Source organism: Vibrio sp. R10-SG-ISO4 (genome assembly GCF_059834135.1).
Map to the genome: position 1 here is coordinate 128,447 of NZ_JCBDHJ010000015.1, position 24,913 is coordinate 153,359.

General features: G+C 51.2%; 24 protein-coding genes. 11 read left to right on the top strand and 13 right to left on the bottom strand.

What is annotated here, in order from left to right; all coding sequences use genetic code 11:
* The first annotated feature begins 27 nt into the window (after positions 1-27).
* Positions 28-1,023, top strand: coding sequence for a vitamin B12 ABC transporter permease BtuC (gene btuC / locus AC6R03_RS09335; RefSeq protein WP_500632201.1), 996 nt, complete (start codon positions 28-30; stop codon positions 1,021-1,023).
* Positions 1,010-1,762, top strand: coding sequence for a vitamin B12 ABC transporter ATP-binding protein BtuD (gene btuD, locus AC6R03_RS09340; RefSeq protein ID WP_500632202.1), 753 nt, complete (start codon positions 1,010-1,012; stop codon positions 1,760-1,762). Before btuC ends, btuD begins: the two co-directional genes overlap by 14 nt.
* A 446-nt stretch (positions 1,763-2,208) precedes the next feature.
* Here btuD and AC6R03_RS09345 read toward each other — a convergent pair whose 3' ends face one another.
* Positions 2,209-2,784, bottom strand: a complete 576-nt coding sequence (locus tag AC6R03_RS09345; protein WP_500627853.1) for a nucleoside triphosphate pyrophosphohydrolase family protein — start codon at positions 2,782-2,784, stop codon at positions 2,209-2,211.
* A gap of 204 nt (positions 2,785-2,988) precedes the next feature.
* Here AC6R03_RS09345 and AC6R03_RS09350 point away from each other — a divergent pair, with 204 nt between their 5' ends.
* The gene (locus AC6R03_RS09350) at positions 2,989-3,408 is read left to right on the top strand and encodes a GGDEF domain-containing protein (protein ID WP_500632203.1); all 420 of its coding nucleotides are present in this window, start codon (positions 2,989-2,991) and stop codon (positions 3,406-3,408) included.
* Between the two features lie 22 nt (positions 3,409-3,430).
* Here the strand turns inward: AC6R03_RS09350 and AC6R03_RS09355 are convergent, their stop codons facing one another.
* Positions 3,431-3,991, bottom strand: a complete 561-nt coding sequence (locus AC6R03_RS09355; RefSeq protein ID WP_500632204.1) for a DUF1415 domain-containing protein — start codon at positions 3,989-3,991, stop codon at positions 3,431-3,433.
* Positions 3,988-5,232 carry an MFS transporter gene (locus AC6R03_RS09360; RefSeq protein ID WP_500632205.1) on the bottom strand — a complete coding sequence of 415 codons (1,245 nt, stop codon included), beginning with the start codon at positions 5,230-5,232 and terminating at the stop codon, positions 3,988-3,990. The genes AC6R03_RS09355 and AC6R03_RS09360 overlap by 4 nt, the downstream gene beginning before the upstream one ends.
* 133 nt (positions 5,233-5,365) lie before the next feature.
* On the opposite strand from AC6R03_RS09360, the gene AC6R03_RS09365 reads away from it, so the two are divergent.
* The 4 genes from AC6R03_RS09365 (at position 5,366) to AC6R03_RS09380 (ending at position 11,548) form a co-directional block, all read left to right on the top strand.
* Complete coding sequence (locus tag AC6R03_RS09365) at positions 5,366-6,235, top strand: LysR family transcriptional regulator (RefSeq protein WP_500632206.1); 870 nt, start codon at positions 5,366-5,368, stop codon at positions 6,233-6,235.
* 41 nt (positions 6,236-6,276) lie between these two features.
* Positions 6,277-7,752, top strand: a complete 1,476-nt coding sequence (gene modF, locus AC6R03_RS09370; RefSeq protein ID WP_500632207.1) for a molybdate ABC transporter ATP-binding protein ModF — start codon at positions 6,277-6,279, stop codon at positions 7,750-7,752.
* A 79-nt stretch (positions 7,753-7,831) separates the two neighbouring features.
* The gene (locus tag AC6R03_RS09375) at positions 7,832-9,049 is read left to right on the top strand and encodes an ABC transporter substrate-binding protein (protein ID WP_500629935.1); all 1,218 of its coding nucleotides are present in this window, start codon (positions 7,832-7,834) and stop codon (positions 9,047-9,049) included.
* 90 nt (positions 9,050-9,139) lie between these two features.
* Complete coding sequence (locus AC6R03_RS09380) at positions 9,140-11,548, top strand: ATP-binding protein (RefSeq protein ID WP_500632208.1); 2,409 nt, start codon at positions 9,140-9,142, stop codon at positions 11,546-11,548.
* An 11-nt stretch (positions 11,549-11,559) separates the two neighbouring features.
* Here the strand turns inward: AC6R03_RS09380 and AC6R03_RS09385 are convergent, their stop codons facing one another.
* Entirely contained in the window at positions 11,560-11,790 is a 231-nt protein-coding gene (locus AC6R03_RS09385; RefSeq protein ID WP_334550489.1) for a glutaredoxin family protein, read from the bottom strand.
* 110 nt (positions 11,791-11,900) lie between these two features.
* Here AC6R03_RS09385 and AC6R03_RS09390 point away from each other — a divergent pair, with 110 nt between their 5' ends.
* Together AC6R03_RS09390 and rlmF are read left to right on the top strand one after the other, a co-directional pair.
* Positions 11,901-12,410, top strand: coding sequence for a M48 metallopeptidase family protein (locus tag AC6R03_RS09390; protein ID WP_500632224.1), 510 nt, complete (start codon positions 11,901-11,903; stop codon positions 12,408-12,410).
* 51 nt (positions 12,411-12,461) lie between these two features.
* On the top strand, positions 12,462-13,571 hold the full coding sequence (gene rlmF / locus AC6R03_RS09395) for a 23S rRNA (adenine(1618)-N(6))-methyltransferase RlmF (RefSeq protein WP_500632209.1): 1,110 nt from the start codon (positions 12,462-12,464) through the stop codon (positions 13,569-13,571).
* 181 nt (positions 13,572-13,752) lie between these two features.
* Here the strand turns inward: rlmF and pilW are convergent, their stop codons facing one another.
* Positions 13,753-14,469 carry a type IV pilus biogenesis/stability protein PilW gene (gene pilW, locus AC6R03_RS09400; RefSeq protein ID WP_500632210.1) on the bottom strand — a complete coding sequence of 239 codons (717 nt, stop codon included), beginning with the start codon at positions 14,467-14,469 and terminating at the stop codon, positions 13,753-13,755.
* 194 nt (positions 14,470-14,663) lie between these two features.
* Complete coding sequence (gene metA, locus AC6R03_RS09405; protein WP_334550485.1) at positions 14,664-15,605, bottom strand: homoserine O-acetyltransferase MetA; 942 nt, start codon at positions 15,603-15,605, stop codon at positions 14,664-14,666.
* A 182-nt stretch (positions 15,606-15,787) separates the two neighbouring features.
* Here metA and AC6R03_RS09410 point away from each other — a divergent pair, with 182 nt between their 5' ends.
* Positions 15,788-16,183 (top strand): ATP-binding protein, encoded by a 396-nt coding sequence (locus AC6R03_RS09410; RefSeq protein ID WP_500629931.1) that lies wholly within the window; start codon positions 15,788-15,790, stop codon positions 16,181-16,183.
* Positions 16,153-16,590, top strand: coding sequence for a DUF3859 domain-containing protein (locus AC6R03_RS09415; RefSeq protein WP_500632211.1), 438 nt, complete (start codon positions 16,153-16,155; stop codon positions 16,588-16,590). Before AC6R03_RS09410 ends, AC6R03_RS09415 begins: the two co-directional genes overlap by 31 nt.
* Before the next feature lie 9 nt (positions 16,591-16,599).
* Here AC6R03_RS09415 and AC6R03_RS09420 read toward each other — a convergent pair whose 3' ends face one another.
* The 7 genes from AC6R03_RS09420 to AC6R03_RS09450 form a co-directional block, all read right to left on the bottom strand.
* Entirely contained in the window at positions 16,600-17,736 is a 1,137-nt protein-coding gene (locus AC6R03_RS09420) for an ABC transporter permease (RefSeq protein ID WP_500632212.1), read from the bottom strand.
* Positions 17,733-18,932, bottom strand: coding sequence for an ABC transporter permease (locus tag AC6R03_RS09425; protein WP_500632213.1), 1,200 nt, complete (start codon positions 18,930-18,932; stop codon positions 17,733-17,735). The genes AC6R03_RS09420 and AC6R03_RS09425 overlap by 4 nt, the downstream gene beginning before the upstream one ends.
* Positions 18,929-19,933, bottom strand: a complete 1,005-nt coding sequence (locus AC6R03_RS09430; RefSeq protein WP_500632214.1) for an HlyD family secretion protein — start codon at positions 19,931-19,933, stop codon at positions 18,929-18,931. Before AC6R03_RS09430 ends, AC6R03_RS09425 begins: the two co-directional genes overlap by 4 nt.
* Positions 19,934-19,942: 9 nt before the next feature.
* Positions 19,943-21,331, bottom strand: a complete 1,389-nt coding sequence (locus tag AC6R03_RS09435; protein ID WP_500632215.1) for a TolC family protein — start codon at positions 21,329-21,331, stop codon at positions 19,943-19,945.
* A gap of 176 nt (positions 21,332-21,507) precedes the next feature.
* Positions 21,508-23,034 (bottom strand): tripartite tricarboxylate transporter permease, encoded by a 1,527-nt coding sequence (locus AC6R03_RS09440; protein WP_500632216.1) that lies wholly within the window; start codon positions 23,032-23,034, stop codon positions 21,508-21,510.
* A 16-nt stretch (positions 23,035-23,050) separates the two neighbouring features.
* On the bottom strand, positions 23,051-23,569 hold the full coding sequence (locus AC6R03_RS09445; protein ID WP_500629924.1) for a tripartite tricarboxylate transporter TctB family protein: 519 nt from the start codon (positions 23,567-23,569) through the stop codon (positions 23,051-23,053).
* Between the two features lie 267 nt (positions 23,570-23,836).
* Positions 23,837-24,808: a tripartite tricarboxylate transporter substrate binding protein gene (locus AC6R03_RS09450; protein ID WP_500632217.1), complete on the bottom strand. Its 972-nt coding sequence runs from the start codon at positions 24,806-24,808 to the stop codon at positions 23,837-23,839.
* Between the last annotated feature and the right edge of the window lie 105 nt (positions 24,809-24,913).

The following is a 24,913-nucleotide window of genomic DNA, read 5'->3' on the forward strand; positions in this document are numbered from 1 at the left end:
CTAGCCCGCCAAACTGACCTACCTTGCATGGAATTTAGCCAACTTCTACATCGTAAACAGCACCGTTGGACACGCGCCGCATGGTTGGGTGCCGGATTGTTTCTTCTAGTGAGTCTGTTTTACGTCATGGTCGGGGAAGTGTTCATTAATCCGCTTGGCGAGCTCAGCCACATTCAAACCCAGTTGCTTGTTCATCTGCGTCTGCCTAGATTGATCTCTGCCGTGGCGATCGGCGCGGCGCTCGCGTTGTCGGGGGCAGTGCTGCAAGTCTTGCTTGGCAATGTGCTCGCAGAGCCCGGTGTGCTCGGCATTTCCGGTGGCGCGAGCATTATGATGGTGCTGGTGCTGTTTTGTTTCCCTGCGTTTGCGACGCCGTTAGGTTATATGCTAGCAGCGATCGTCGGTGCGCTCTGCTTTACCTTACTGTTGGTCTCGATTGCCAAAATGATGAAGCTGACGACAACACGTCTTCTCTTGGTGGGGGTCGCGCTGGGCATTTTGTCGGGGGCAGTGGTCACTTGGGCTTTCTATTTCAGTGATGATTTAAGCCTCAGGCAGTTGATGTATTGGCTGATGGGCAGCATTGGTGGCGCAAGTTGGTCTCATCACTGGTTGACGTTAGCCCTCATCCCGGTTGTGGTTTGGCTATGTACTAAGGGAGCGCTGTTGGATCGCCTGATGCTCGGTGACGTTTATGCTAGGCAGCTGGGTATCGATACTGACGCCGTACGCTGGAAACTCATTTTGGCGGTATCGATTTTGGTCGGGGGCGCGGTCGCACTCGGTGGAGTGATTGGCTTTGTCGGCTTGGTTGTCCCGCATTTGCTGCGTTTATCGCTGGGGAGCGAAAACCGCTTTTTGTTGCCACTCTCTGCGCTTTGCGGGGCACTATTAGTGCTGGTGGCGGATCTTATTGCGCGAACCGCGCTGCATTCGGCGGAACTGCCGCTTGGCGTTGTGACCACCTCAATAGGTGCACCGGTGTTCATTTGGATGTTGCTGAAAAATCATGATTCATATTAATAATCTCTCTGTTGGCTCGCGTTTGCTTCCACTCTCTTTTGAGGTCAATCAGGGAGAAATCGTTCATGTCATTGGCCCAAATGGCAGTGGCAAAAGTACTTTGTTGACCGCTATCGCAGGGCTATTAACGGCGAAAGGGGAGGTGAGGATTGGTGAGCTTGATGTGGCCAAGGCGTCGATGCCTTCTTTAGCCTCCTGCCGGGCTTTTTTAAGCCAGAGCGATCGCCCAGCGTTTAACATTGAAGTCGTGCAGTACTTGGCGTTGTCGCTGCCAAGCCAAGCGAAAAGCGTACTTGATGAGGTGAATGTGGCGGTCCACACCCTCGCTCAGTGGTTGCAGTTAGAGGATAAGCTGCATCGTTCGATTCATCAGTTGTCTGGTGGGGAGTGGCAGCGAGTGCGCCTATGCGGGATCTGTCTGCAAGTCTGGCCAACACTGAATCCGTTGGCGAAGGTATTGATTCTTGATGAACCGGCGGCGCCGCTCGATATTGGTCAAGAAACGCTTCTTTACCGTTTGATCGATAAAATCGCCCAATTAGGCATTACAGTGGTGATGTCCAACCACGACCTGAACCGAACCTTGACTCATGCGCACAAGGTGGCGATGCTCGATCGCGGCGTGTTGCAACAGTTTGGTCTGCCTGAAGAGGTATTGAATGAGGCGCAGCTGTCGCGCGTGTTTAATACTGAGGTCCGCTGCGAATCGATTCGCGGCAAGCGGGTTCTGCTGTTCTAACGCTTATCGCGCTCTGTTGTACTTTAGCGCTCTTTGCCTATTTCATTATCATCCACACTATCCCTCACGAACTCGCCTTTAGAGCAAATAGTCGAACTGAACTAGTGCAGCGTTGCACTGAATCGGTTCGCGTGCCAAAGCAGTAGAGTCGGTAAATTATTAGTTCTCACACAAATTTAATTAAAAACAATAACTTAACTATTTTTAAAAAGTTGGCACGCTGTTGGCATTAGTGAAAGGGATACATTCTCGTTCTTGTTAGGCTGATTCAATTTTTCATTACCCCAGAAAAATTGAACGTCGTCAAATTATGACTATGGCAGCTTCCGCCACCTAAGGATTCCCGTCCGTAGGTGGCGGCTTTTTTTCTAGCGTAAGCTTTTCTTAATGAGCGCTTATTGTAGAGGAAGCTTTTTGTTCAAGAAAAACGAGCGCAATAAAGCGGGTTATTGAGTCAGCGGCGCTAAATCCGCAGGACGGTAATAGACCGATTTCAACACCTTTCCTTGACGGATGGTTTTTGCGTCTGACACAAAATCTTTGGCACATTTCGCGATCAGGTAATCGCCTTTTTTCACTGCGGTCAGCTCGATACCTTGCTTGGCGTAGTGCGCCTCGGTGTCAGCGAATTCTTGCTCATTACGACACACTTTACTCATGTTGCTCGAGTGTACTTCATCCCAACACGGCAGAAAGTCGATACCACGGTTAACGGCCACATTAAGCAACACATCAATCAAATAGTTAATCGCAAGATTATCTTCAATACGTTGCTGGCCTAGATGCACCAATCGACCCATCAAAACATAGACGCTATCGACAATCGCATCTGCTTGTTCGGTTTTGCAATCTGCTTCAGCCAGTTCGGTCATTTCTTCAATGATCAAAGACGTATGGAGAGTATCCGCTTTGTCGTCTAAGCTTTCAGGTGAGGCGACAGGTAAATCGAAAGTGCTGCGAAATTCAGTGATGTCTTGGTACAGGTGATTGAAAAGTTCAGTGGTGAGTTGGGTCAATTGCATATTAGCTAAGCCTAGGGTTACAAAGTATTGCCAAACGTGAAGAGAGTAAGCAAAGGTTAAGACGTGCGGCAATAGTAACAAACCGCCCTATGTCCCGCCAGAGTAACTCTGTAATCGTACGACTCATTTGATATTCGTACCCTGTGATACGTTCGATCTCGTCCATTGACCGCTGATAAAATGGCTACCACGCTTCCATTTTGAATGATCGATATTGATCACTTCAAAAAGGTGAATGACACCTTTGGTCATCAAATTGGTGATGACGTGATACGTAAAACCGCCGACGCGCTAAAAGCGCAGTTAACCGACAGTGATTTTATCGCCCGTTTTGGCGGGGAGGAGTTTGTCGTCTGGCTACCCGATCGAGATCCGACCGCACGTAAAACCGTGATTGAGGCGATGCACCGTGCGGTCAACAATACGCTGCTCGACGGTAAACCCATTACGGTTTCCGTTGGCGCGACCCACTTCGATTTTGCGAATGCTCGGGTGACAGACTGCCAGAAATCCACGCTTGATGAGATTCTCGCCATTGCCGATGAGGGGCTCTACAGAGCCAAAGCCAGTGGTCGCAACCGCATCGAGTGGCGCGAGTACCATACCGACCACGCCGCGGCGTGATCGGCGACTGCGTTAAAGAGCTTTAGGAGAACAGATAAGGGAATAACTGACGCTTTTCTTGATCAGTCAGTGATTCGACTCGGTCGATATTGGTGTCAGGAATGGCTTCTGGGTTGGGGTAGTGACGCAAGACTTTCTCCATGCTCTCTTCACGAATGAGATGAAACACGGGGTAGGGTGAGCGATTGGTTAAGTTCTCATCATCGTCTGGCTCAGTGCCGCCAAAGCAGTAGTCGGGGTGGAATGTGGCCAGTTGGAAAATGCCCTCATAGCCTTGCTGTTTAATCAAGGCTTCCACCCAATCAATAAACAGATTGTAATCATCAAACGATTGCAAGATCTCTGGCACCACCACTAAGGTGGTTTCCCGCTCCTCGGCTGAAAGTGCCTCTAGAGCGATAAGCTCACTCAATAGGTCTTCAAGAAGAGACGCTTCGTCGGTGGCGTCACTGGTCACGATATGAATTTGTCCATTGCGCTGCGGTTTTGCGGCAAACGGACAAAGGTTAAGACCGATCACGACCTGATTAAGCCATTGCTCAACGGCGCTGATGATAGGAGAAGGGTTGGCTGAGAGAGTCATTTTACTTCCAAATTCTGATTTGAGCCAAGCATATCAGAATTTGCCTTCACAGGCGGCACTCTTGTGTGGGTAGTCTGCCGCGACAGCGCCGCACAAAGAAAGAAAATCATCACATAGAGCAGCATGCCACCAGCGATGACGGTTGCCCAACCACCGTGTTGCCAACAGTAAATCAAGAAAAAGCCCCCGATACTGCCGCCGACGTAATAGTGCACGAGATAGAGTGCAGTTGCCGTCGCCTTGGCTTGCGTCGCTTTTTGGCTCACCCACGCGTAGGCCAATGTGTGGGTGAAAAAGGCGCCGAAGCTAATCAGCATCAACCCCAGAAGCATGAAAGGTAGGGTATCGACGTAGGCACTCCACATTCCAAGCATACTGATTAGCGCGCCCACTTTGATGCCAAGTAGCGGCGGGTAACGCTTATTCCAAACCGAGGTGAGCTTGGAGCTCAATGTGCCCGGCAGATAGCACAGGAAGATCAGCGCCGCCAACCCAACTGGAAGAGAATGCGGTTCGGCCACGAGACGAAACCCCATCACCGAATAGAGATTCACAAACAGCGCAAAGTTGACACCACCAATCAACATTGCGAGCCAAATAGTGCGGTTTTTGAGGTGCTCGACTAGTGCGCGATTGTGGTAGCGAAGCATCCCTTTGGCGGGCTGGAAATGTTGCTGCTTGGGGAGCAGTAACGCGACCGCGATAGCGCCAACTAAGGTGAACAGCGCCATCACCAGTACCGCGAACTCCCAGCCCAGTTGGTCGGTGAGGATACCACCAACAATACGCCCTGTGATACCGCCGAGTGAGTTCGCGGCAATGTAGCCACCAATCGCTTGACCAAACGCAGCGCTGCTCAGCTCTTCAACCATATAAGCGACGGCGACAGAGGCAAAGGCCGCCAAGGCGATGCCCATCATCGCGCGCAGTAAAACCAAGCCCAGCAGAGACTCAGTATAGAACATGGCGAGACCAATCACGGGCATCGCAAACAGGCCAAGCAACATAACACTGCGTCTGCCGGTGGACTCGGATGCGACCGCCCAAGGCACAAGGAAAAAGGACAGCGCTAGGGTGCTGGCTGCAAAAATCCAGTTCACTTGGGTTTCTGACACGCTGAAATGACCGGCCATAAAAGGCAGCATGGGCTGAAAAAGGTAGAGATTACAAAACACCAGAAAGGAGCCCAGCGCTAGGCTGAAAGTCACTCGTTTGTACGCAGGGCTAGACAGTTCAATCATGGTTACTCGTATGGGTGTGATCAGTCAGTAGAGTGTGATCACATTATCAGTCTCATTTTGATTTATAAAATATATTAAAAATATCGTTGTCATATGTTTTTGATCTCATTAAGGCGGCCAGAGGAGTGCCATTTTGGAGAGTAAACCTTTGCGTTATTTTGTCGCGGTGGCTGAGCATGGCCACTTTACTCAAGCCGCCAAAGCCTTGCACATTGCGCAGCCTGCCCTGAGTATCGCGATTCGAAAATTTGAGCAGACGCTGGGTGTTGAGCTGTTTCGCCGCGAAGACCGTCGCATCTCCTTAACCCCAGAGGGAGAGGTGCTCTACGAGCATGCCAAACGCATCATCCAGCAACTAGATGACGCCAAATTGGCCATTGATGAGATGAAGGGGCTGGAAAAAGGCGAAGTCAGGCTTGGCGCTCCCAGTATGATGGGGTCCTATTTTTTTCCGCGCATTATGATGGCGTTCAAAAGTCACTATCCCAATCTTAAATTGACGCTGGTGGATGCGGGGGCGCGATCGGTCCGACAAATGTTGCTCGATGGTGAGCTGGATATTGGCGTGATTGACAGTGAAAATGTGCCCGAGGACTTAGCCACCGATCATTTGCTGGATTCGGAAATGGTCGCGGTGGTCAGCCCAACGCATCCGTTTGCCCAGCGCCAAGCGATCGATTTTGATGAGTTTTTTGAGCACGAACTGGTGCTGTTTAAGCCCGGTTATTTTCATCGTGGGTATCTGGAGCAAAAAGCCAAAGCGTGTCAAAAGCCGCTCAAATTCTCATTTGAGACCAACTTGTTGCCGATGATTCTTAGTATCGTCAAACAGGAATTTGCCATTACCGCTTTACTGGAGTTGGTGCCTGAGCATGAAAAAGCGATCGTGGGTGTGCCGTTCACACAACCGGTCACTGTCAGTTTGGCGCTCGCCTGGCGCAAGGATGGCTACCTCTCAATTGCGGATCGAACCTTTATCGACTTCGTAAAGCGTTATGTATGATGGGCGAATAAGGATAACAACACACTCAACAAAGGACGTGTATGCGCATTGCCATTCATCAGCTCAACACAACAGAACATTCAACACCGCTAAAGATTGAACGATGGGAGATTGAAGACGGCCACTCATGGGGCGTATTCAGCTATGAAGGCGATATCGGACCGCAACTGGGCGCACTGCTTTGCGGCGATGCCCCCTTTGAAGGCGTTCAGGATGCGGTTGACAGGAGTGAAGGCCGGGTTGCACAAGTCTCGCTAGCGAGCCAGCAGCAATTACTCGAAGAAGAAATTGCTAATGATGACACCGATTTTCTCGACAGAATCGATAGTGGGACGAGCGTTGAAATCTTGGTTAAACAGCAGTGTGATGATCTTGAGTATGCCAATCAATTGATGAGTCAGCTCGATTTGTTCCATTTAGCCAACAGAGGTTTTCGTCAGTTGTCGACGGGAGAAACCCGCCGCGTGATGTTGGCGCGCGCACTGGCCAGCAAGCCTGATCTGTTGGTACTCGATAATCCGTTCTCCGGTCTGGATGTGGCCCATCGTGAGTCGCTGTCGACAACGCTGGTAGAAATGGCGCAACAAGTGCAGATGATCGTGACCTTCAATCGTGAAGAAGATTTGCCCCCTTGGATTGACCAAGTCGCGCTGTTTCATCACGGACAATTGGAGAGGACGATGGCCTCCGCCGCTTGGCATGCGCACCCAGTGATTGCTCAGTTGCAATCGCAATCAGAGCAACAAAGCGAGCACATGTTGGCGTTGGTGCGTAAACATCAGCACAGCAATGATCTGCCCAGTCCAGTGTTTGCCATCAAGGATGGCGAGGTCGCGTACACCGACAAAACCATCTTCACCCAGCTCAATTGGCAAATCGATAAAGGTCAACATTGGCAGATTAAAGGTCCAAATGGTTGTGGTAAAAGCACACTGCTCGGGCTGATTTTTGGCGATCACCCTCAATGCTACTCTAACGATATTACCATTTTCGGCCACCAGCGCGGCAGCGGTGAAACCATCTGGCAAATCAAGCAGAACATCGGCATTGTGTCCTCTTCATTGCATCTGCAGTATCGAGTCAGTTGCAGCGTACTAGACGTGATTCTCTCGGGCTTTTATGACTCCATCGGCCTCTATCAGCAGCCGAGTAAACGTGAGCTGCAAACCGCACACGAATGGCTCGCCATGCTGCACATGACCGACTGCGCCAAGCGCTCGTTCCGTGAGCTGGATTACGGCCAGCAGCGATTGGTGTTAATCGCTCGCGCGCTGGTGAAACAACCCGCCCTGTTGATTTTAGATGAGCCCTATCAAGGACTTGACTACTTAGGGCGTCGGTTAGTGAAAAACAGTTTAGAGATGATCGCGCGTGAAAATCTTAGCCAACTCTTGTATGTCTCGCACTATGAGGCCGACAAGCTGGAGGCGATCCGCAATGAGCTCAGCTTTGAGATTGATGAGTCGATGGGCTGTTATGTCCCTCGGGTTGTCATTGGTGAATCCAGTGGCGCATAAACGGCGTGTGTCACCCTGACAAACGGGCTCGGCTCATCTACGCTTGAGATAGTCTTATTATTCAGGGAGTAGCGTCGATATGATGCGGTTTTCTGCGGCCATGGTGGCCACGGTGTTAAGTTGTGTGACGTGGGCGGCGAAGCCGGAGTTCGTGACTCTTTATTTGGATGCAGATAGGACAGGGCACCTTGAATCGGCACAGTCGATTGAACAAGGTGTGAAAGTGGCACTGGCGGAGGTCGATAACCAACTCAACGGGGTACCTGTGCGATTTGTCGTGCGTGATCACAGAGGCAACGTCAAACGCAGTAAGCGCCATATGGATGAGTTTTTGCGCGATCCCAATGCCCTAGTGTTTGTCGCTGGGATGCATTCTCCGCCGTTGATCAAATACCGTGATTTTATCAACCAGCAAGGCATGTTGACGTTAGTGCCTTGGGCTGCAGGAACGCCAATCACGCGCTCACTCGAAAGTGATCAGAACTTTATTTTTCGACTCTCTGTCGATGATTCCAAAGTGGGCGGATTTCTTCTCAACGTCGCCTTTGAGCAGGGTTGCACAGTGCCCCACCTAGTGCTTGAAAACACCGGCTGGGGCAAATCAAACTACAAAGCGATGATGCGCGCGTTGCCCAGTGATGTGGATGCTGAGGTCAAGGTCTCTTGGTTTGACTGGGGCATACAAGCGTCAGACGCGCGAAACATCGTTCGCCAAGCACAGCAAGACAAGGCGCAATGTTTGCTTTTGGTGGGTAACGCTCGTGAAGGCAAAAATATTGTTGATGCGGTGGCCGAGCTCAATGCCTCCCTGCCCGTGTACAGTCACTGGGGAATAACCGGCGGACAGTTCGCGCAAAATGTACCGTTTGAGGTGCGAGAAAAAGCGCAACTGACCTTTGTTCAGTCTTGTTTTAATTTTTACAGCAACGCGCTCACGCCATTCCAAGCAGGGGTGTTTGAGCGTGCAAGCCGCTTGTTTCCGGAGCAGTTTACATCAACCAATATTCAAGCGCCGGCGGGTTTTGTCCATGGTTATGACCTGACACGCGTTCTCATCGCAGCAGCAAACCGCATCGAGTGGCAACAGGAGATGCCTGCCAACCGACGCGCATTGAAAGTCGCCCTAGAGTCACTAGAGACGCCGGTGCAAGGCTTGGTCAAACGCTACCAACACCCGTTTAGCCCGATCTCTAGGGAGAACATGGATGCACATGAAGCCTTATCGGCACAGGATTTGTGTATGGCGATGTACGACGAGCACGATGGCGTCAAATTGCGCTTGACCGACTCTCAGTAGCAGGCAACAAATAACAATAACAACAAGGGATGCATCAAAGCAGTTCCCGAGGAGCAATATAGTGAATCCAGTTTGGTTAGGGCACGCTCAATGCTAAAGTTTGACAAAAAAAATGGCATGCAACTCTTCACCCTGTTTATCTTGTTGGGCGCGAGTGTCTTTTTTCTCACCAGTTTTTTGTTTGTTCAGCATCAAGCACAGCAAACGGCGCAAGTGGTGATTAACGAGAGTTTAAAAACCAAATTTTCCACGTTAGACAGTTATCTCAAGACCTATTTAGAGTCGAGACGAGATCGCTTAGCCAACATCGTAGAGCAGCCGATTCTGCTAGGCGCTGTGTTGGAGGGCGTTGCTGACTCCGCGTCCTTCTCGGATAAGTTGGCGCGCTTTAAACCGGTCGATTCACAATCTTTCGTCAACGTGTATGACTTTGTGGGTGATAAAGTTTACTCCGAACTTGTGTTACCGCAGGCGGTGAGCACGTTTATCGCTCAGGAAGTGGCGAGTGGTCAGTTGCTCGAGTCAGTCTCCTATTCGATTTTTTCTCATCATGACGCGGATTTCCTGCTCGTAACCCTACCTGTCAAATACAACGGTTACTCAGAGGGCATCGCCGCCTACGTCACGCCTCTAGAAGGCACGGAGTTTTTCAACGGTTTTGGCCATGATGACGCGCGATGGTTTGGCATCCGCCAAGCGCAGTTTGATTGGCGTATGGTATCGCCTTTCCCTTGGGCCATCGCCGAGCGCCCGATTCCTGATACCACCTTTACCTTGCTCTACAGTTATTCACCGAGTTTGGTTGAGGATGTCAAACGAGAGTTTGTGCAAAGCCTATTGACTGGGATGATTACCGCGACCGGTGTGGCGCTCTTTGTGCTCTATTTTTTGGGGCGTAAGGTGCTGGTCTCGCCATTTCAAGCGTTATATCGCTCGGAGCAGCAGCTACTGCGCCAATCGGAAGAGCTCAAAAGAAGAGAGGCAGAGTCTGCACGCTTAGCTCGGGTCGCGAAGTACATGCGTGATGCGGTGGTGTTTGCGGATATCAATGGCTACATTCTTTGGGTCAACAGTGCTTTCGAGCGCTTAACGGGCTACCAGCAGCAAGAATTGATCGGTAAGAAACCCGGGGATGTCTTGCAAGGTCCGCTTAGTGATCGAGAGGTGATCAGCCAGATTCGCACCGCAATTCATAACCGAGAGCAGGGCTTTTTCGAGTTGGTCAATTACAACAAAGCGGGGCAGGCGTACTGGATTGAACTTGCCTTGACGCCACTGTATGACAAAGATGACCAGATTGAGGGCTTTATGGCGGTCGAACGTGACATTACCGAACGCGTTGAGCTGCAAAAGTCACTCAAGCAAAAAGCGCAGGAAGCCAACGCGGCCAGCGTCGCCAAATCGAAATTCCTTGCCGCGATGAGCCACGAATTGCGCACCCCAATGAACGGGATTTTAGGGGTGGGTGAGCTGCTGCAACAAGGAGACCTTACTGACGAGCAGCACGAGTACATGATCACTTTGCTCGATTCCGGTCAACATATGCTGGCGGTACTCAATGACATCCTCGATTTTTCTAAAATTGAGGCGGGTAAGCTGAAATTGGTGGCAACGGACGTGGAGCTCGCCCCTTTTGTCGCCAAGTTCAGTCAGCTTTATCAGCCGTTATGCGAGGAGAAAGGGCTGAGTTTTCGTGTCGATAGCACCTTACCAGTGGATTTAGTCATTCGGGTAGACGAGACCCGATTAACCCAGATATTGCAAAACTTGCTCGGCAATGCCCTGAAATTTACCGCCGAGGGCGGTATTGATTTGTCTTTGTCACTCTCTGACTCATCCGAAACGATGCAGATCCGCATTAAAGACAGTGGTATTGGCATCAGCCAAGACAAGCAACGGGTGATTTTTGCGCCGTTCAGTCAGGCCGAGTCGGATACCACGCGCCGCTTTGGTGGTACTGGACTTGGTTTGTCTATTGTCTCTGAGCTAGTGGGTGCAATGGGCGGTGAAATACGAGTAGAGAGCGAACTCGGCCACGGCAGCGAGTTTATTGTCACCTTACCGATAATACGCGCTGCAGCGCAGCAAGAGGCAGTGTCTACTGAGGCTGTCGTCAGTGATTACTTGGGTGATGGAATGCGCGCCTTGATTGTCGAAGACACACGCATGAATGCCTTGGTGCTGTCGCGGTTTCTTTCTAAGCTCGGGTTTGAATGCGAGGTGGCGGTTAATGGGGTTGAGGCAGTGGAAAGGGTCAAGTCTGAGCACTTTGAGGTGATTTTTATGGACAACCACATGCCAGAAATGGACGGTATTCAAGCCTCTCAAATTATTACTCAGCTTAATCTGCAAACCCCGCCAGTGCTGATTGGTTGCACCGCCGATGCGTTTGAAGAGACGCGAGAAAATATGATTGCCGCCGGTTGCCAAGAGGTGATCACGAAACCGATCAATTCTCAGCAGCTTAATCGAGTGCTTGCTCAGGTGATGCCCAAGTAGAAACAGCGGTACTATTTTCCGCTGTACATGCGCTCGAAGTTTTTTGGATTCCAACCGATCATGTAACGATCGCCGATTTTCAGTACCGGTAAGGAGCGAGCGCCAATGGCGTCGAGCTCTTTGCGACCGCGCTGCATTTTCGCGTTGGTCAAACGATATGGGTAGCCTTTCTCTTCCAAGTATCGTTGAGCATCTTTGCAGTGCGGGCACTTATCTTTGACGTAAAGCACGAGGCGTTTCATGGGGTTTCTCCAGTGAGGTTGATCGCGATGAGTGTAATGAAAAGTCAGTGAATGACAAGGGCGAATAGGCTAGACTAGCGCCTTTTCGTCAACTCGGTAGAGCGATGAGTATCAATCCCGCATTAAGGTATGTGCAAGGTTATCCGCCACATATCGTTGATCAAGTGGCGCAACTGGTAGATTCCGGCAAACTGGCGACCTGGTTTCACCAGCGTTACCCTAACAATCATACCATTAAGAGTGAAAAGGCGCTGTTCGATTACACCATGGCGTTGAAAAACCGCTATATGAAGAAAACCGCGCCGCTGAGCAAAGTGGTGTACGACAATAAAATCCACATCATCAATAATGCGCTTGGCCTTCATACCTATGTGTCGAAAGTGCATGGCGGAAAAATCAAATCAAAGAATGAAATTCGCATCGCTCGCGTATTTCGAGAGGCACCTGAGCCGCTATTGCGCATGTTGGTGGTGCACGAACTGGCGCACTTGAAAGAGAAAGAGCACAACAAAGCCTTCTATTCGTTGTGCTGCCACATGGAGCCCGACTACCATCAACTGGAACTCGACGCTCGATTGTTTATGATTTATCTCGAGACCCGAGACGAGCCGACGAACTAGGCATAAACGCCTGGTTGTTGATCACTCACTACACGTTACGCATTACAGATCATGGCTACACACCCTAAAGATTCGCACCCTTCGACCAAACGTGCGCCGAAAAGACGAAATAGCGCTGCTCAGTCTGAGCCCAAGTATCGCTCGAGTCGTAAGATGACGTTTATAAAGCAGCCAAGTAAGCCGGGATTACATCCTCGCAATAAACACCAAGGGCGCTATGATTTTGCCGCGTTGGTCAAAGCGCTGCCTGCGCTGAAACCGTATGTCATCACCACCCCAGCCGGTGACAAGAGCATTCCATTTTCTGACCCTATCGCAGTGAAGCTGCTCAATAAAGCCTTGTTGGCGCATCACTACCAAGTCAGTGAGTGGGATATTCCGAAAGGGTATCTCTGCCCGCCTATTCCTGGGCGTGCTGACTACATCCATCGTCTTGCTGAGCTGCTTGAGACGGATGTGCCTGAGGCGAAACACGCGAGCGTGCATGCGTTAGACATCGGCGTTGGCGCCAACTGCATCTATCCAATCATTGGCGCGGTGGATTATGGCTGGCACTACGTTGGCAGTGATGTGGACGAGGTTTCAGTGGACAATGCCAATCAGATCGCGAGCGCCAATGGGGTGTTGAAAGGCAAAATTGAAAGCCGATTGCAGCGTGACTCTCGGTTTGTGTTTAAACACATTATCGCCAAAGGCGAGCGTTATGCGCTGACGACCTGCAATCCGCCGTTTCATAAATCCCTTGAAGAGGCGCAGCAAGGCAGCGAGAAAAAACTGGCTAATTTAAGTCGCAATAGGACGAAAAAAGGCAGCAACAAGGCCGCCGCCGCCAATGCACCACGACACAAAACGCAGCAAGGTTCGCCTATACTTAATTTTGGTGGGCAGAAAGCGGAACTGTGGTGTCCGGGTGGTGAAGCCGCGTTTGTGAAAAAGATGGCGTTTGAAAGTCGAGATGTGGCATCGCAAGTCCTTTGGTTCTCCACCTTGATCTCAAAGAAAGAGAATGTCCGTTGGCTGCGTAAAAATCTTGAAAAAGCCGGAGCGCTGGAAGTGCGCGTGGTTGAGATGAGCCAAGGGCAGAAAGTGAGCCGTTTTATGGCTTGGACGTTTCATGATAAAGCCAAGCGCGCCACTTGGTTTGATACCAAACCCCGTTAACCACTGATACCAATAGATGAGGAGGGCATATGGAGTTTGAGATTTATATGCCCTGTGAGCCCAGCTGGATTTGCGATAGCTTTCTTGCGCTGTTCGCGGTGCTGCTGTTGTGGGGACTGGGTTATTTTGTGCTGATCTTGTATCGAGAATACAAAAAAATTCACAAACGAAAATGATCAGTTTATCCGTTCGAGAGCGCTTCTAACTGCTTACGATACTTCTCTTCTAACGCGCTGTTCCCGGCGCGCTCTTCCAACTCGATCAGTAGGGCCAATGAGGCTTGTTGCACGCCAAACTGCTGGTGGAAGTTCATCAAGCGTATTCGCGCTGATGTGTATTCACCTTGCTCTATTTCAAGTTTAGTCAGGCGCAGCAGCGAGGTGACACGGCGCGGGTCGTGATCCAATGTGCGTTTGAAATAACCCATGGCTTGTTCGGGTTTGCCCGCTTTCAATGCACAGAGTGCCGCATTTTCATAGCTGGCGGAAATCAGGTAGTAGTAGGGCTGCTCAATGGCTCGATTAAACAGTTGATCAGCCTGAGGATAGCGCTCTTGTTTGCATAAAAACGTGCCGTAGTTGTTCATTACATTACCGTTTCTCGGGTGCTGTCTCAGCGCCGTTTTATACAGTTTTTCAGCGTCCGCTTCTTCACCGACTTGCTCGAAATAGTGCGCCATCGCCAATTGTGCTCGGTAATAACTTTTATCGTGCTGAAGGGCTTTTTCCAGATTTTCGCGGGCTTTAACCATATCACCCTGCTGTAAGTAACCCATGCCAAGGGCTAAGCGCGCATCGGCTTTTTCTCGTGGGTTGGCATTGAGCTCAGGCTCAGCGTTATTGTCCACCGTGACACAGGCAGAGAGAAGTAACACCAAAGTAAGGAGAAGGGTACGCATATTCGTTCAACTTTTGTGGTTCAGTAACAGATAACAAGCTCGTGCTTTTTTATACCTGATCCCATCTGGTGTTTGCGCCGATGAGTGAGACTCTGCGAGGGGTTTATCAGTTTCTGAGTGTCGGCGGAAAAAGAATGCGAGCGAGGGCGCGCTTGCGCCCTCGTATTCGGTGACAGGGTGTTGCCCTAGACGCGTTAATCGTCTTTGGTGAAGTTGGCTTCGCTGAAGTGATCCAAATCGTATGGCGTTTGCTGGTAGACGCAGTAGTTCAACCAGTTGGCAAATAGCAGGTGTCCATGACTGCGCCAACTTGCGCACGGTTTGTTGTCAGGATTGTTGTTGGGGTAGTAGTTGACCGGAATCGCCGGTTCCATTCCCTCACTGAGATCGCGGATGTACTCATTGTGCAGGGTGTGTGAGTCATACTCTGGATGGCCCGTCACAAACACATTGCGCTTATCTTTGGTAGCCGCCAAGTAAACGCCAGCCACGTCTGAGGTGGCCAAGATGTCGAGATCCGTATGCTCGGCGAGATACTCCGGTGAGAAATCAGCGTAGCGAGAATGCGGTGCTAAAAAGGTGTCGTCAAAACCACGCAGAATGGGGTGAAACTCATGATGAATTTGATGTTGATACACACCGGAGAGCTTCTCTTTGCGAGTGCGCTTAGGCAAATTGTAGAGCAGCTTTAATCCTGCCTGTGCGGCCCAGCAGACGTATAAGGTCGAGGTGACGTGCTCTTTCGCCCAGTTCATGATGGTTTTGAGGTGGTCCCAATAAATCACGTCTTCAAACTGGACCAGACCGAGCGGCGCACCGGTGATGATCAAACCATCGAAATTGCGTTTTTTGATCATCTCAAATTGTCGGTAAAAGTTGTCTAGGTGCTCGGTTGGCGTATTTTTACTCGGGCGATCATCAATGCGCAGCAGTTCAATATCGACCTGCAATGGGCTATTGGACAAGAGGCGTAAAAATTGCGTCTCTGTTTCAATTTTTTTGGGCATAAGATTGAGGATCAACACCTTAAGTGGACGAATCTCCTGCGTAGAGGCACGCGATTCGCTCATGATGAAGATATTTTCCTGACGCAGTACATCAGTGGCAGGCAATTGATCGGGGATCTTAATCGGCACAGCTTTCTCCCTAAGCTCTGTTATGGACGTCTATACATCTAAACTTACCCGAATCAGTATGAGATGTCGATAGCATTTTTAGGCCAAATTGGTTTACTATCTGCGCCTCGAACTTGGTGAGACTATGTCGGCGCAGCCACAGACAAATCAGCGGACATCGGCCGCAAGGGAGTAATAGAGCGGTGAAATTGACCTTAATTCGTGGTCTGCCAGGTTCTGGCAAAAGCACCCTAGCGAAAACACTGCCAGCGGTGCACCTTGAAGCGGATATGTATTTTATCGCTGACGATGGCGTTTACCGCTATGACAAAGCGAAAATTTCCGATGCGCACGAGTGGTGCAGAGCTGAGGTCAAACGTGCGCTGACCAACAAGCAGGACGTGGTTGTCTCCAATACTTTTGTCCAGCGCTGGGAAATCGCGCCGTACTACCGCCTCGCCAAGCAATTTGGCGCTGAGTTTGTGGTGATGGAGTGCACTGGGCAATTTCAAAATATCCACGGCGTTGAGCGCAGTACAATCGAACACATGAAAAAACGGTGGCAGACATGGCAAAGCGATCGCCCGTTGTTGAAATGACCTCTTACGGTATTTACGACCAATGGGACTCCAAATCAAAACATCTTCCTAAAATACAAGCGTTTACCACTAAGGTTCCGGCTGACGAGGACGTCGAGTTTGGCTTTATCGTCAACATCAAAAAAGCCAAAGGTGCGCTGATTGAGTTTTGTATCGATCATCCCGGTATCTTAGGCAAAAAAGGCCAGACGTTAGCGCCTTTCACCGGCGAGTTGCACGTGGGCAGCAACGATTGGGATTTCTACTTGGGCGATACAATTCAACTGCTTCATCCAGACGGCGGTTTAGAGTCGAATTTGGGGCGTTGGCACATGAGCATCGAGATGGACGGACGCGTGATTGCACAAAAGACCTTCGATGTGTTTGGCCGGGATGAAAATGAGTTTTGGCGCCGCCGAGGTTTTTAAACGCGGCGCTCAAACGTTATCGCGGCGATGTTCACGCAATGCGCGCCAAGCCATGAGGCTCCAACCCAGTGCTTGCACCCACAGCAGTGTGTATTGCGCCGCGACTTGATGCCATTCTCCCCCCATCTGATTTAAGCGCAAGAATGCTTGGATGGCGGGCGTACTAGGAAAAAGCTGCGATAACCAAACGATGCCATCGGGAATCGCTTCGAGTGGCCAGATAAACCCCGCACTAAAAATCAGCGGCATTGAACTGATTAATACCACTAATGTCACCAACTCTCGTCTTGGTACTACCGTACCTAGCCAGATGCCTATCGCGCAGGATGCCAATAAGAAAGGCAGCAATAGAGTGACAAGCTCGGCAAGGTTTGCCAACTGCGCGACGCCGTGCAAGCGAAAACTCGGCCCGAAGTAATAGCCGCTTAGTACCAAGTAAATACTCGTCAGCAGCACCATTCGTCCCCCTATTAAGGCGAGAGGGCTGACGTTAGACCAATAGCCACGACCATGCTTTTGTGTGCCTTGCATCAACCCCGCTGCCATCGCCAGCGTTTGCTGCAAAATCAGCACAAATACCGCAGGCACCACATAATCGACATAGCCCATTTGCGGGTTAAAAGTGGGTTTGAGGCTGAGCTTCGTGGGCGCGAAGTGATTGGCCGCTGCGCTCAGTGGCTCACCATCAACAAGCAATTTCGCCACTGTGGTTTGCGCCGCTAGCGTGCCACCCGCTTGCCCCAAGCCTTCGACAATGGTGCCGTAGACCAAAAAGTAAGAGGCATCCCCCGCGTAAGCCAAGGTCGGGCTTTTACCTAACATCAGATCTTTATAGAAATGCTCTGGGATCACCAAAATGCCGCTAATATCGCCGCTTAAAAAGGCCACTTTGGCCGCTTCTATGCTTGAGTCACGCCGCACGATGTGCACTTGGGGTGTCGCATCTACCATGCGCTCTAGCTGATAGCTGGTTTGGCTTTTGTCCAAGTTCACCACGCTGATGACTTGCTCGCGTGGGGTTTGGTAAGAGTAGGGCATCGGGTAGAGAAACGAGTAAAACACGACGCCACCAAACACGGTGAGAAGTACCACAGGATTATGCAGCAGCGCCTTTAGCTCCGCTTTCAGCAGTGCGGTAAACGTCATGATTGGTGCTCCTTAAGTTCCGCGCGTGCGTGCCTTTTTGTGTCATTTGCAGCGTTAATAGCACTGTTGAGGTGCTTGCGAGCGAGAAGAAGACACAGCAGCGCTGGCAGTAGGTAGCCAAGCAGTGGCGTCAGATGCATCAATGTGGTGAGTGCCGATGCGCCGTAGCTGACTTGGCTTACCTGCGCTTCAATATAGTGACTGATGGGCAAGAGTGAGCGCCAAGCTTGGGCTAGCGGCGACATGTCAGAGACCGGGAAAGTGATACCCATAAAGGCAAAACTTGGCGCAGTAAACGCGCCGGCAAAGCTCATCGCTCTCGCGGGATCTAAGGTCAAAAAGAAGAACACACTGCCCATGGCCATACACGCGAGTATGGTCGGCACTTGCGCGGCGAACAACACCCAAAGGTTGCCTTGCATCGGCCACTGTAAGCCCGAATAAAACCAGACTAAAAACGCCACGCCTTGCAGCCAAAATAGTGGAAAGTAGGGCAGTAAAGTGCGACACAGTGCCACGCCCGGCGAAGGCGCTAACCAACGCACTAGGCCATGATCGCGTTGATTGGCGGCCAGCACTAAGAGCGTGCTAACGACAATGACGATTTGCCATAGCGCTGGGATGATCGCGCTGACTAAAAACTGGGCGTAATTGGAATTCTTATTGAACAGCGGAGTGACCTGGGTCGAGACGGGCACGGCGTTGCCCATCGCAGAGAGTAGGGTTGTATTGCCACCGGCGAGACCCTCGAACGTGGCTAACTGCGCATTGAATGTCCCATGCGCTTGGACAAACGCGGCGTTCATCAGTTTGCCAATCAAGATCGCTTGGCTGTTGTAAAACACACTGACTTGCGGGGCGAGCTGTTTCATCGCGTCTTGTTCGAAACGGCTCGGGATCACTGCGTAGGCGTAGATCTCCCCCTGTACCAGTGCTGCTTTCGCCTCACTGGGGCTTTGAAAATGACGCGTCACTTGCATGGTTGAGGTAGCGTCATAGTCGCGTTCAAGTGTGTAAGAGAGCGCACTCTTATCCAGATTAACCACACCAATCGGCAGATCGCGCGCGATGCCTTGGGAAAATATCGACCAGATACACCAAGCGAGCGCGATGGGAATCCAGGTCAAGCTAGCGAGGAGCCACCGATCACGCGTCATGGTCGCCCACTGCTGCGCTATGGCTTGGCGTATCATCATTGCGCGCCTTGCGAGACAGTTGAAGGGGCAATTTCTAGAGCGAGACTCATGCCCATCCTCAAGCCTTGTACAGGCTCGCTTGGTCTGGCTTCGACCTCAAAAGTGCGTAAATCAAACCCTTGGCTGGCATCGGTTGAGCGCCAAGTGGCAAAATCGCCCATGACGGCGACATGACTCACGGTGAAGGCTATCTCTTTATCCAACGCAGGAACGTAAGCGTCAAATTGTGTGCCTTTGCTAAAGTAGCGCAGGTAATCTTCGCGAACGTTAAACACGGCCCACATATCTTCGGTATCAAGCACAGTGACAACCGGAAAGCCTTGCGGCGCTAACTCGCCGCTTTGCAGCAGCACCTGCGAAACCTCGCCGTCAAACCAACTGTGAATTTGGGTATCTTGCGCGTAGGCTTCTACTTCTGCAACCGCACCTGCGGCCATGCGCGCTTTCTCTGCGGCGGCGACTTTGGTCTCGCTACGCGCGCCTTCTTGCGCCATTTGATACATTTGGTAGGCGGCACTTTCCGTGTATTTTGCCGCGTCCCATTGGGTTTTAGCTTCGTCGCGTTTTTGCTCTGCCACCACGCCATCGTTAAATAGGTTGTTGACTCGAAGATAGGTCTTTTCCATCAGTTCGGCGGCGGCTTGCGCTTTGAGCCATTGATCTTTTGCGGCTTGGATTTGTTGCGCTCGCGCGCCTTTTTCCGCTTCTTGAGCCAGTGCATCGGCGGCTTTTTCTCCGGCCTTAGCTTGTTCTAATTTTGCCGCGATTTCGGGGCTGTGCAGGGTGAAAATGAGCTGCCCTTTAGTGACATTGTCACCTTTGCGCACCAGCACTTGATCGATACGCCCTGGTACTTTCGACGAAATGCTGTATTGCTGCGCTTCAATCTGACCTTGCAAGCGAACTGGCTGAGGCTGATAGGCGTCGTAAACGCTGTAGCCGACCCAAGATGTCAGAGCGATTGCAGCTGCGGTAAGCAGGTAAGGTTTGGCTTGGTTCATCTTTGATCCTTAACGATTCGACAACGGGATGGCGTTATATTGATACTGTTTAAAACTGTCCATTTCACTCGACAGAGCCAACAACTTGGACAGTGACACAAGGTATTGAAAACTGGCGGCGGCTTTTTGTGTTTCAACACTGGCGACATAGAGCTGGGCATCGACGACATCGGTTGACGTCGAAAGCCCTTGCGAAAAGGCTTTTTCGCGCAGTTTGAGATTCTCCTGCGCCAGTGACAAGCTTGAATCGAGCCCTTGGACCTCTTCTCGCGCTTGCTGCGCTTCCAGATAGGTTTTCTGGACCAGAACGGAGAGATCTTGTTTTGCCTGCGCTTTGAGATATTTAACCTGAGACACCGCACTGTGCGCCGCTTTTACCTGCTCTGAGCGGCCGGAGGTGTCAATCAGAGGCACATTGACCCCAACACCCACGAGCCACTCGGGTTTCAACTGACTCGCGAGGGAATCATCCTCATACAAGCTGTAGTCGCCGTAAAGGTACACTTCTGGGTAGTAACGGCCTTTTTCTGCTTTGATCAGGCTATTAGCTTGCTTCTCTTTGGCGTTAAGCAGAGCGAGGCCTGGGTAGGTCGCTAACGTGCGGTCGATAAACAGATCCAGTGGCGGCAGGTTTGGATTGATAAACAAGTGGTCTGAGGGCTCGACGCCGTCGGTTTGGTTGAGAATTTTCGTCAGCGCCGCTTGGGCGATATCGAGATCCTTTTGCGCCTTCTTGCGCTCAATCACGGCTTTGTCCAAGGCGGATTCCGCTTGTAGCCTTTCGACGCGGGCGATTTGCCCTTGCTGTTCGAGCTTGAGTGCGTTGTCTCTGTGTTTGGTTAGCCCCGTTTCCACCAGTTGTCGGGTGTGCAGTACGTCTTGTGTCAACAACACGGAAAAATAGTATTTACTGAGATCTTCAAAGCGCGCTTGGGTTTCCATTGCTAGCTCACTCTTGGCCTGTTCGCTTTTCCCTTGCGCGGCGCTTTGCGCGGCATCGATGCGACCGCCAGTAAAGATTGGCCAAACGGCGCGAATGGAAGAAGAGAATATGTCGCGCTCGGTGATGGTTGAGGTCACGCTGCCGATCTGTGAGGCCAATCCGCCCAAGGCGGGGCCAGTTGCCCCTAGGCTGTCTAAGAACTGCTCATCAGATAGGGTCACGTCGGTATCGAGGCGTGTGTAGTTGGCGCCTAGGGTGACAGACGGCAAATTTAGGCTATCGGTCGCAGAGTGCAGCGCTTGGTAACGGTCAACATTCGCGCGCGAGGCCGCGAGTGAGTGGTTCTCTTGTTGGAGCAGCGTCCACGCTTGTTCAAAACTGATCGGGGCAGCGTGCGCCACGCTAGACACTGCGCCGCAACAGGCGAGCATCAAAGCTAAAGGGCGAATAGGCATGACGTGTGCGGTCCTCGCTTAAATGAAAGTGATAAATTAGAGTCTATACTCTAATTTTTATTCAAGCAATCCATCTATGAGGTTTGATGCGTAAGGAAATTAATGCGTAAGGAAAGAAAACGAGGGCGATAACGCCCTCGGGCTCAAACAACGTTCGAATGACTACTTTCGACTGGCTACTGCTCAATCTGTTTTGGCGAGCCTTTCAACGCTTGTACCAGTTTGACCAGCAGTGGGCTGAGTAGCACCAGCGCGGCGAGCACGCTAAAGGTGAAGGTGATAGGGCGCTCCCAAAGGAAGCTCAGCTCACCATCGCTAATCATCAAAGCGCGGCGTAAATTCTCTTCCATTAAGCCACCAAGGATAAAGCCAAGCAGCAGCGGCGCGAGTGGGAAGTTGGCTAAACGCAATGCGATGGCACCAACGGCAATCAGCATCATGATGAACACGTCCATGGTGTTAAACGAGACCAAATACACACCGGTTATCGAGAAGAATAAGATCATCGGTAGCAGCACGGTGCGCGGCACCGCCAGCAGGCGTGAAATGTAAGGGATAAGCGGTAAGTTCAAGATCACTAACACGATGTTGCCAAAGTACATTGAGATAATCACCGACCAAAACACATCTGGATGCTCGACAAACAAACGTGGCCCCGGTTGAATACCATAGGCGATCAGCGCACCGAGCATGATGGCGGTGGTGCCCGAACCCGGAATACCCAGCGTTAGCAACGGCACGAAAGAACCACTCGATGCGGCGTTGTTGGCCGACTCCGGCGCCACCAGACCACGAATGCTGCCTTTACCGAACTCTTCACGCTTCTCTTTTGGCGCTAAGTTTCGTTCCATGCCATAGCTAAGAAACGCGGCAATGGTTGCCCCTGCACCCGGCAATACACCGGTGAAAAAGCCCAAAATGGAAGAGCGAATCGAGACTGGTGCCACTTCTTTGATCTCTTCCTTGGTCACTTTCATGCTGCCGATGTCGCTCATCTTACTTTGCTCTTCGTTGCGGGTATCTTGCTCCGGTTTGAGAATACCCATTAAAGTTTCACCGAGTGCAAAAGTGGCCATGGCAAGCAGAAGAAAGCTAAAGCCATCCATTAGATCAGTTAGGCCAAAGGTGAAGCGTTCAACGCCGACGCCTTTATCAATTCCGACGGTAGAGAGCATCAAACCGAGGACCGTCATCATCCATGCTTTGATCACTTGTCCTTTGCCAGCAAACGCCGCAACAGCGGAGAGGCCAAGCAGCATCAAGGCAAAATAGTCGGAGGATTGGAAACTCAGCGAGACGCTCGCGAGCGCAGGCGCGGCAACCAACAGCATGATGGCCGAGAGCGTACCGCCCGTAAATGACGAGTAAGCCGCAAGCGCAAGGGCTTTTCCTGCTTGACCTTTTTGTGCCATAGGATAGCCATCAAACGCCGTCACAACGGTGGATGAGCAGCCCGGTGCGTTAATCAAAATCGAGGAGGTGGAGCCGCCAAACACTGCGCCGTAGTAGACGCCCGCCATCAAGATCAGTCCTGATGAGGGATCGAGTCCGTAGGTGATGGGGATCATGAGGGCGATGGCTGAAATCGGGCCAAGGCCAGGAAGCATGCCGATAAACGTACCGACAAAACAGCCGACGATGACCATCATTAGGTTCATCGGCATCACGGCGGTCGAAAGACCTTGTAAAATTCCGTCTAACATGGGATTTCCTTACTGATTACGACCACATAGTGAAGATAACGCCCGGCTCGAGATAGATATCCAGCCCTTGGGTAAGAAGAAGATAAAACGCAATCACAAACGGGAATGACGCGCCAAACAAGACCGCTTTGCGTCTCTCGCCAAGCAAGTAAAAGCCGGCAAGCAAGAAAAAGCCGGTCGCCAAGACAAAGCCAAGGTAGGTCAGACCGACGCCGTAAAGCGCCATCAGGACTAAAAAGCCAATCAGTAACTTCCAGTTGAAATCCAGTACAGCGCCACTTTGGCTGTCTTTTTTGCCCATCACCAGAAGCAAGAGCGCCAAGCCAATACCGGCAAACGTCAGCAGTGTGGGTAGGGTGCGCGCGGTAAAAGGTTCGTATTCATCACCCGGAAACATCGGGATCTGGGTGGTTTGGTAGCCGTAGCATAGGCAGACAATCAGAAATATCATCGCACCAACACGATCACGGCACAGCAGGTTCTCTTTGCTAAAGATGCTGCCTTGGTTGAAAGAGTTCGTTGGTAAGTCCGACATAGCCAACTCCATTTGAGTTATCGAAACGCTGCATCAATCGAGCCATACTGAGTAGAGGCTGGATACGATGTGCGTTGGATAAAGTAGAAAAAAGCCGTACTAGAGGGTTAATGAGCAACATATTCACTAACAATGGCCTTTCTCTCTAAGTGGAATTTGGAGTGAAAGGCCAACTGTTCAACACAAACAGCGGAGATTGTCTAAGGTTCTCAAGTACGGCGAAAACAAGGGTGGTAGACCCGCTACCGACCCAAACATGGCGGCGTATTACTTGAGGAAGCCAAGCTCACGCATCAAATCGCCCATCTGTTTCTCTTGTTCTTCAAGGAAAGCGTAGAACTCTTTGTCCGCTTTGTAGTTGTCGATCCAACCGTTACGGTCACGCACGACTTTCCACTCATCGGTTTGATACATTTTGCTGAGGGCGGCATTCCATTCATCAATCTTCGCTTGGCTTGCGCCAGGGGCTGCGAAGAAGCCACGCCAGTTGGCAAAGACTGTTTCGTTGCCATATTCAGTGAGCGTCGGAATATCCGGTGCTGCGTCTAAACGTTTAGGCGCTGTCACCGCGAGGATTTTAACTTGGCCAGATTTCGACATCTCCAGCACTTCGCCAAGGCCGGTAGATAAGAGCTGTGTTTCACCAGAAAGCAGCGCGGCCATGGCTTTGCCGCCTGCATCATAAGCGATGTAGCGAACGGTTTTTGCGTCAAACCCTTCACCTTTAAAGGCGGCTGCGACCACCAAGTGGTCCATGCTGCCGCGTGCAGAGCCGCCAGCGATTTTGACTTTACGTGGGTTAGACTCAAACTCTTTAACTACATCTTCCCAAGTGTTGTAGCCTGAATCGACCGAGGTCACGATGGCACCGTAATCGGCAATGGTCGCCGCGACGGGCGTGAGATCACGAAATGATTGCGGGAAAATACCGGTCAGAGAACGCACCACGATAGGGGTGGAATTGACCATCAGAGTGTCTTCTTGACGCTCAGCGGTTTCAATCAAATGCGCAATGGCTTTACCGCCGCCGCCACCAGAGAGGTTTTGGAACGAGACGTTGTCGACAATCTCAGATTTGACCAACACGTCACCAGTGCCACGCGCCGTCATATCCCAGCCGCCACCGGCGCCACCAGGGATCAGAAAGTGGATTTTTTCCACATCCGCCGCCCATGCACTGAATGAGAAAGACGCAGCGATGATCGACGCTGCAAGAGTGGGTTTGAGTACCTTAAACATGATTCACGTTCCTTATGTAGGCAGAACTTCTCTTTGGAAGTCTCGTTATGGTTATGGGTTATCTCACCAAAGCGAGCGCTGTTATCGAGCCTTGTCTTGCTGGGC

Excerpts from the sequence above, each read along its gene's own strand:
- btuC (WP_500632201.1), top strand. The coding sequence starts at position 28 with ATGGAATTTAGCCAACTTCTACATCGTAAACAGCACCGTTGGACACGC.
- btuD (WP_500632202.1), top strand. The coding sequence starts at position 1,010 with ATGATTCATATTAATAATCTCTCTGTTGGCTCGCGTTTGCTTCCACTC.
- AC6R03_RS09345 (WP_500627853.1), bottom strand. The coding sequence starts at position 2,784 with ATGCAATTGACCCAACTCACCACTGAACTTTTCAATCACCTGTACCAA.
- AC6R03_RS09350 (WP_500632203.1), top strand. The coding sequence starts at position 2,989 with ATGATCGATATTGATCACTTCAAAAAGGTGAATGACACCTTTGGTCAT.
- AC6R03_RS09355 (WP_500632204.1), bottom strand. The coding sequence starts at position 3,991 with ATGACTCTCTCAGCCAACCCTTCTCCTATCATCAGCGCCGTTGAGCAA.
- AC6R03_RS09360 (WP_500632205.1), bottom strand. The coding sequence starts at position 5,232 with ATGATTGAACTGTCTAGCCCTGCGTACAAACGAGTGACTTTCAGCCTA.
- modF (WP_500632207.1), top strand. The coding sequence starts at position 6,277 with ATGCGCATTGCCATTCATCAGCTCAACACAACAGAACATTCAACACCG.
- AC6R03_RS09375 (WP_500629935.1), top strand. The coding sequence starts at position 7,832 with ATGATGCGGTTTTCTGCGGCCATGGTGGCCACGGTGTTAAGTTGTGTG.
- AC6R03_RS09380 (WP_500632208.1), top strand. The coding sequence starts at position 9,140 with ATGCTAAAGTTTGACAAAAAAAATGGCATGCAACTCTTCACCCTGTTT.
- AC6R03_RS09385 (WP_334550489.1), bottom strand. The coding sequence starts at position 11,790 with ATGAAACGCCTCGTGCTTTACGTCAAAGATAAGTGCCCGCACTGCAAA.
- rlmF (WP_500632209.1), top strand. The coding sequence starts at position 12,462 with ATGGCTACACACCCTAAAGATTCGCACCCTTCGACCAAACGTGCGCCG.
- pilW (WP_500632210.1), bottom strand. The coding sequence starts at position 14,469 with ATGCGTACCCTTCTCCTTACTTTGGTGTTACTTCTCTCTGCCTGTGTC.
- AC6R03_RS09415 (WP_500632211.1), top strand. The coding sequence starts at position 16,153 with ATGGCAAAGCGATCGCCCGTTGTTGAAATGACCTCTTACGGTATTTAC.
- AC6R03_RS09420 (WP_500632212.1), bottom strand. The coding sequence starts at position 17,736 with ATGACGTTTACCGCACTGCTGAAAGCGGAGCTAAAGGCGCTGCTGCAT.
- AC6R03_RS09425 (WP_500632213.1), bottom strand. The coding sequence starts at position 18,932 with ATGATGATACGCCAAGCCATAGCGCAGCAGTGGGCGACCATGACGCGT.
- AC6R03_RS09430 (WP_500632214.1), bottom strand. The coding sequence starts at position 19,933 with ATGAACCAAGCCAAACCTTACCTGCTTACCGCAGCTGCAATCGCTCTG.
- AC6R03_RS09435 (WP_500632215.1), bottom strand. The coding sequence starts at position 21,331 with ATGCCTATTCGCCCTTTAGCTTTGATGCTCGCCTGTTGCGGCGCAGTG.
- AC6R03_RS09440 (WP_500632216.1), bottom strand. The coding sequence starts at position 23,034 with ATGTTAGACGGAATTTTACAAGGTCTTTCGACCGCCGTGATGCCGATG.
- AC6R03_RS09445 (WP_500629924.1), bottom strand. The coding sequence starts at position 23,569 with ATGTCGGACTTACCAACGAACTCTTTCAACCAAGGCAGCATCTTTAGC.
- AC6R03_RS09450 (WP_500632217.1), bottom strand. The coding sequence starts at position 24,808 with ATGTTTAAGGTACTCAAACCCACTCTTGCAGCGTCGATCATCGCTGCG.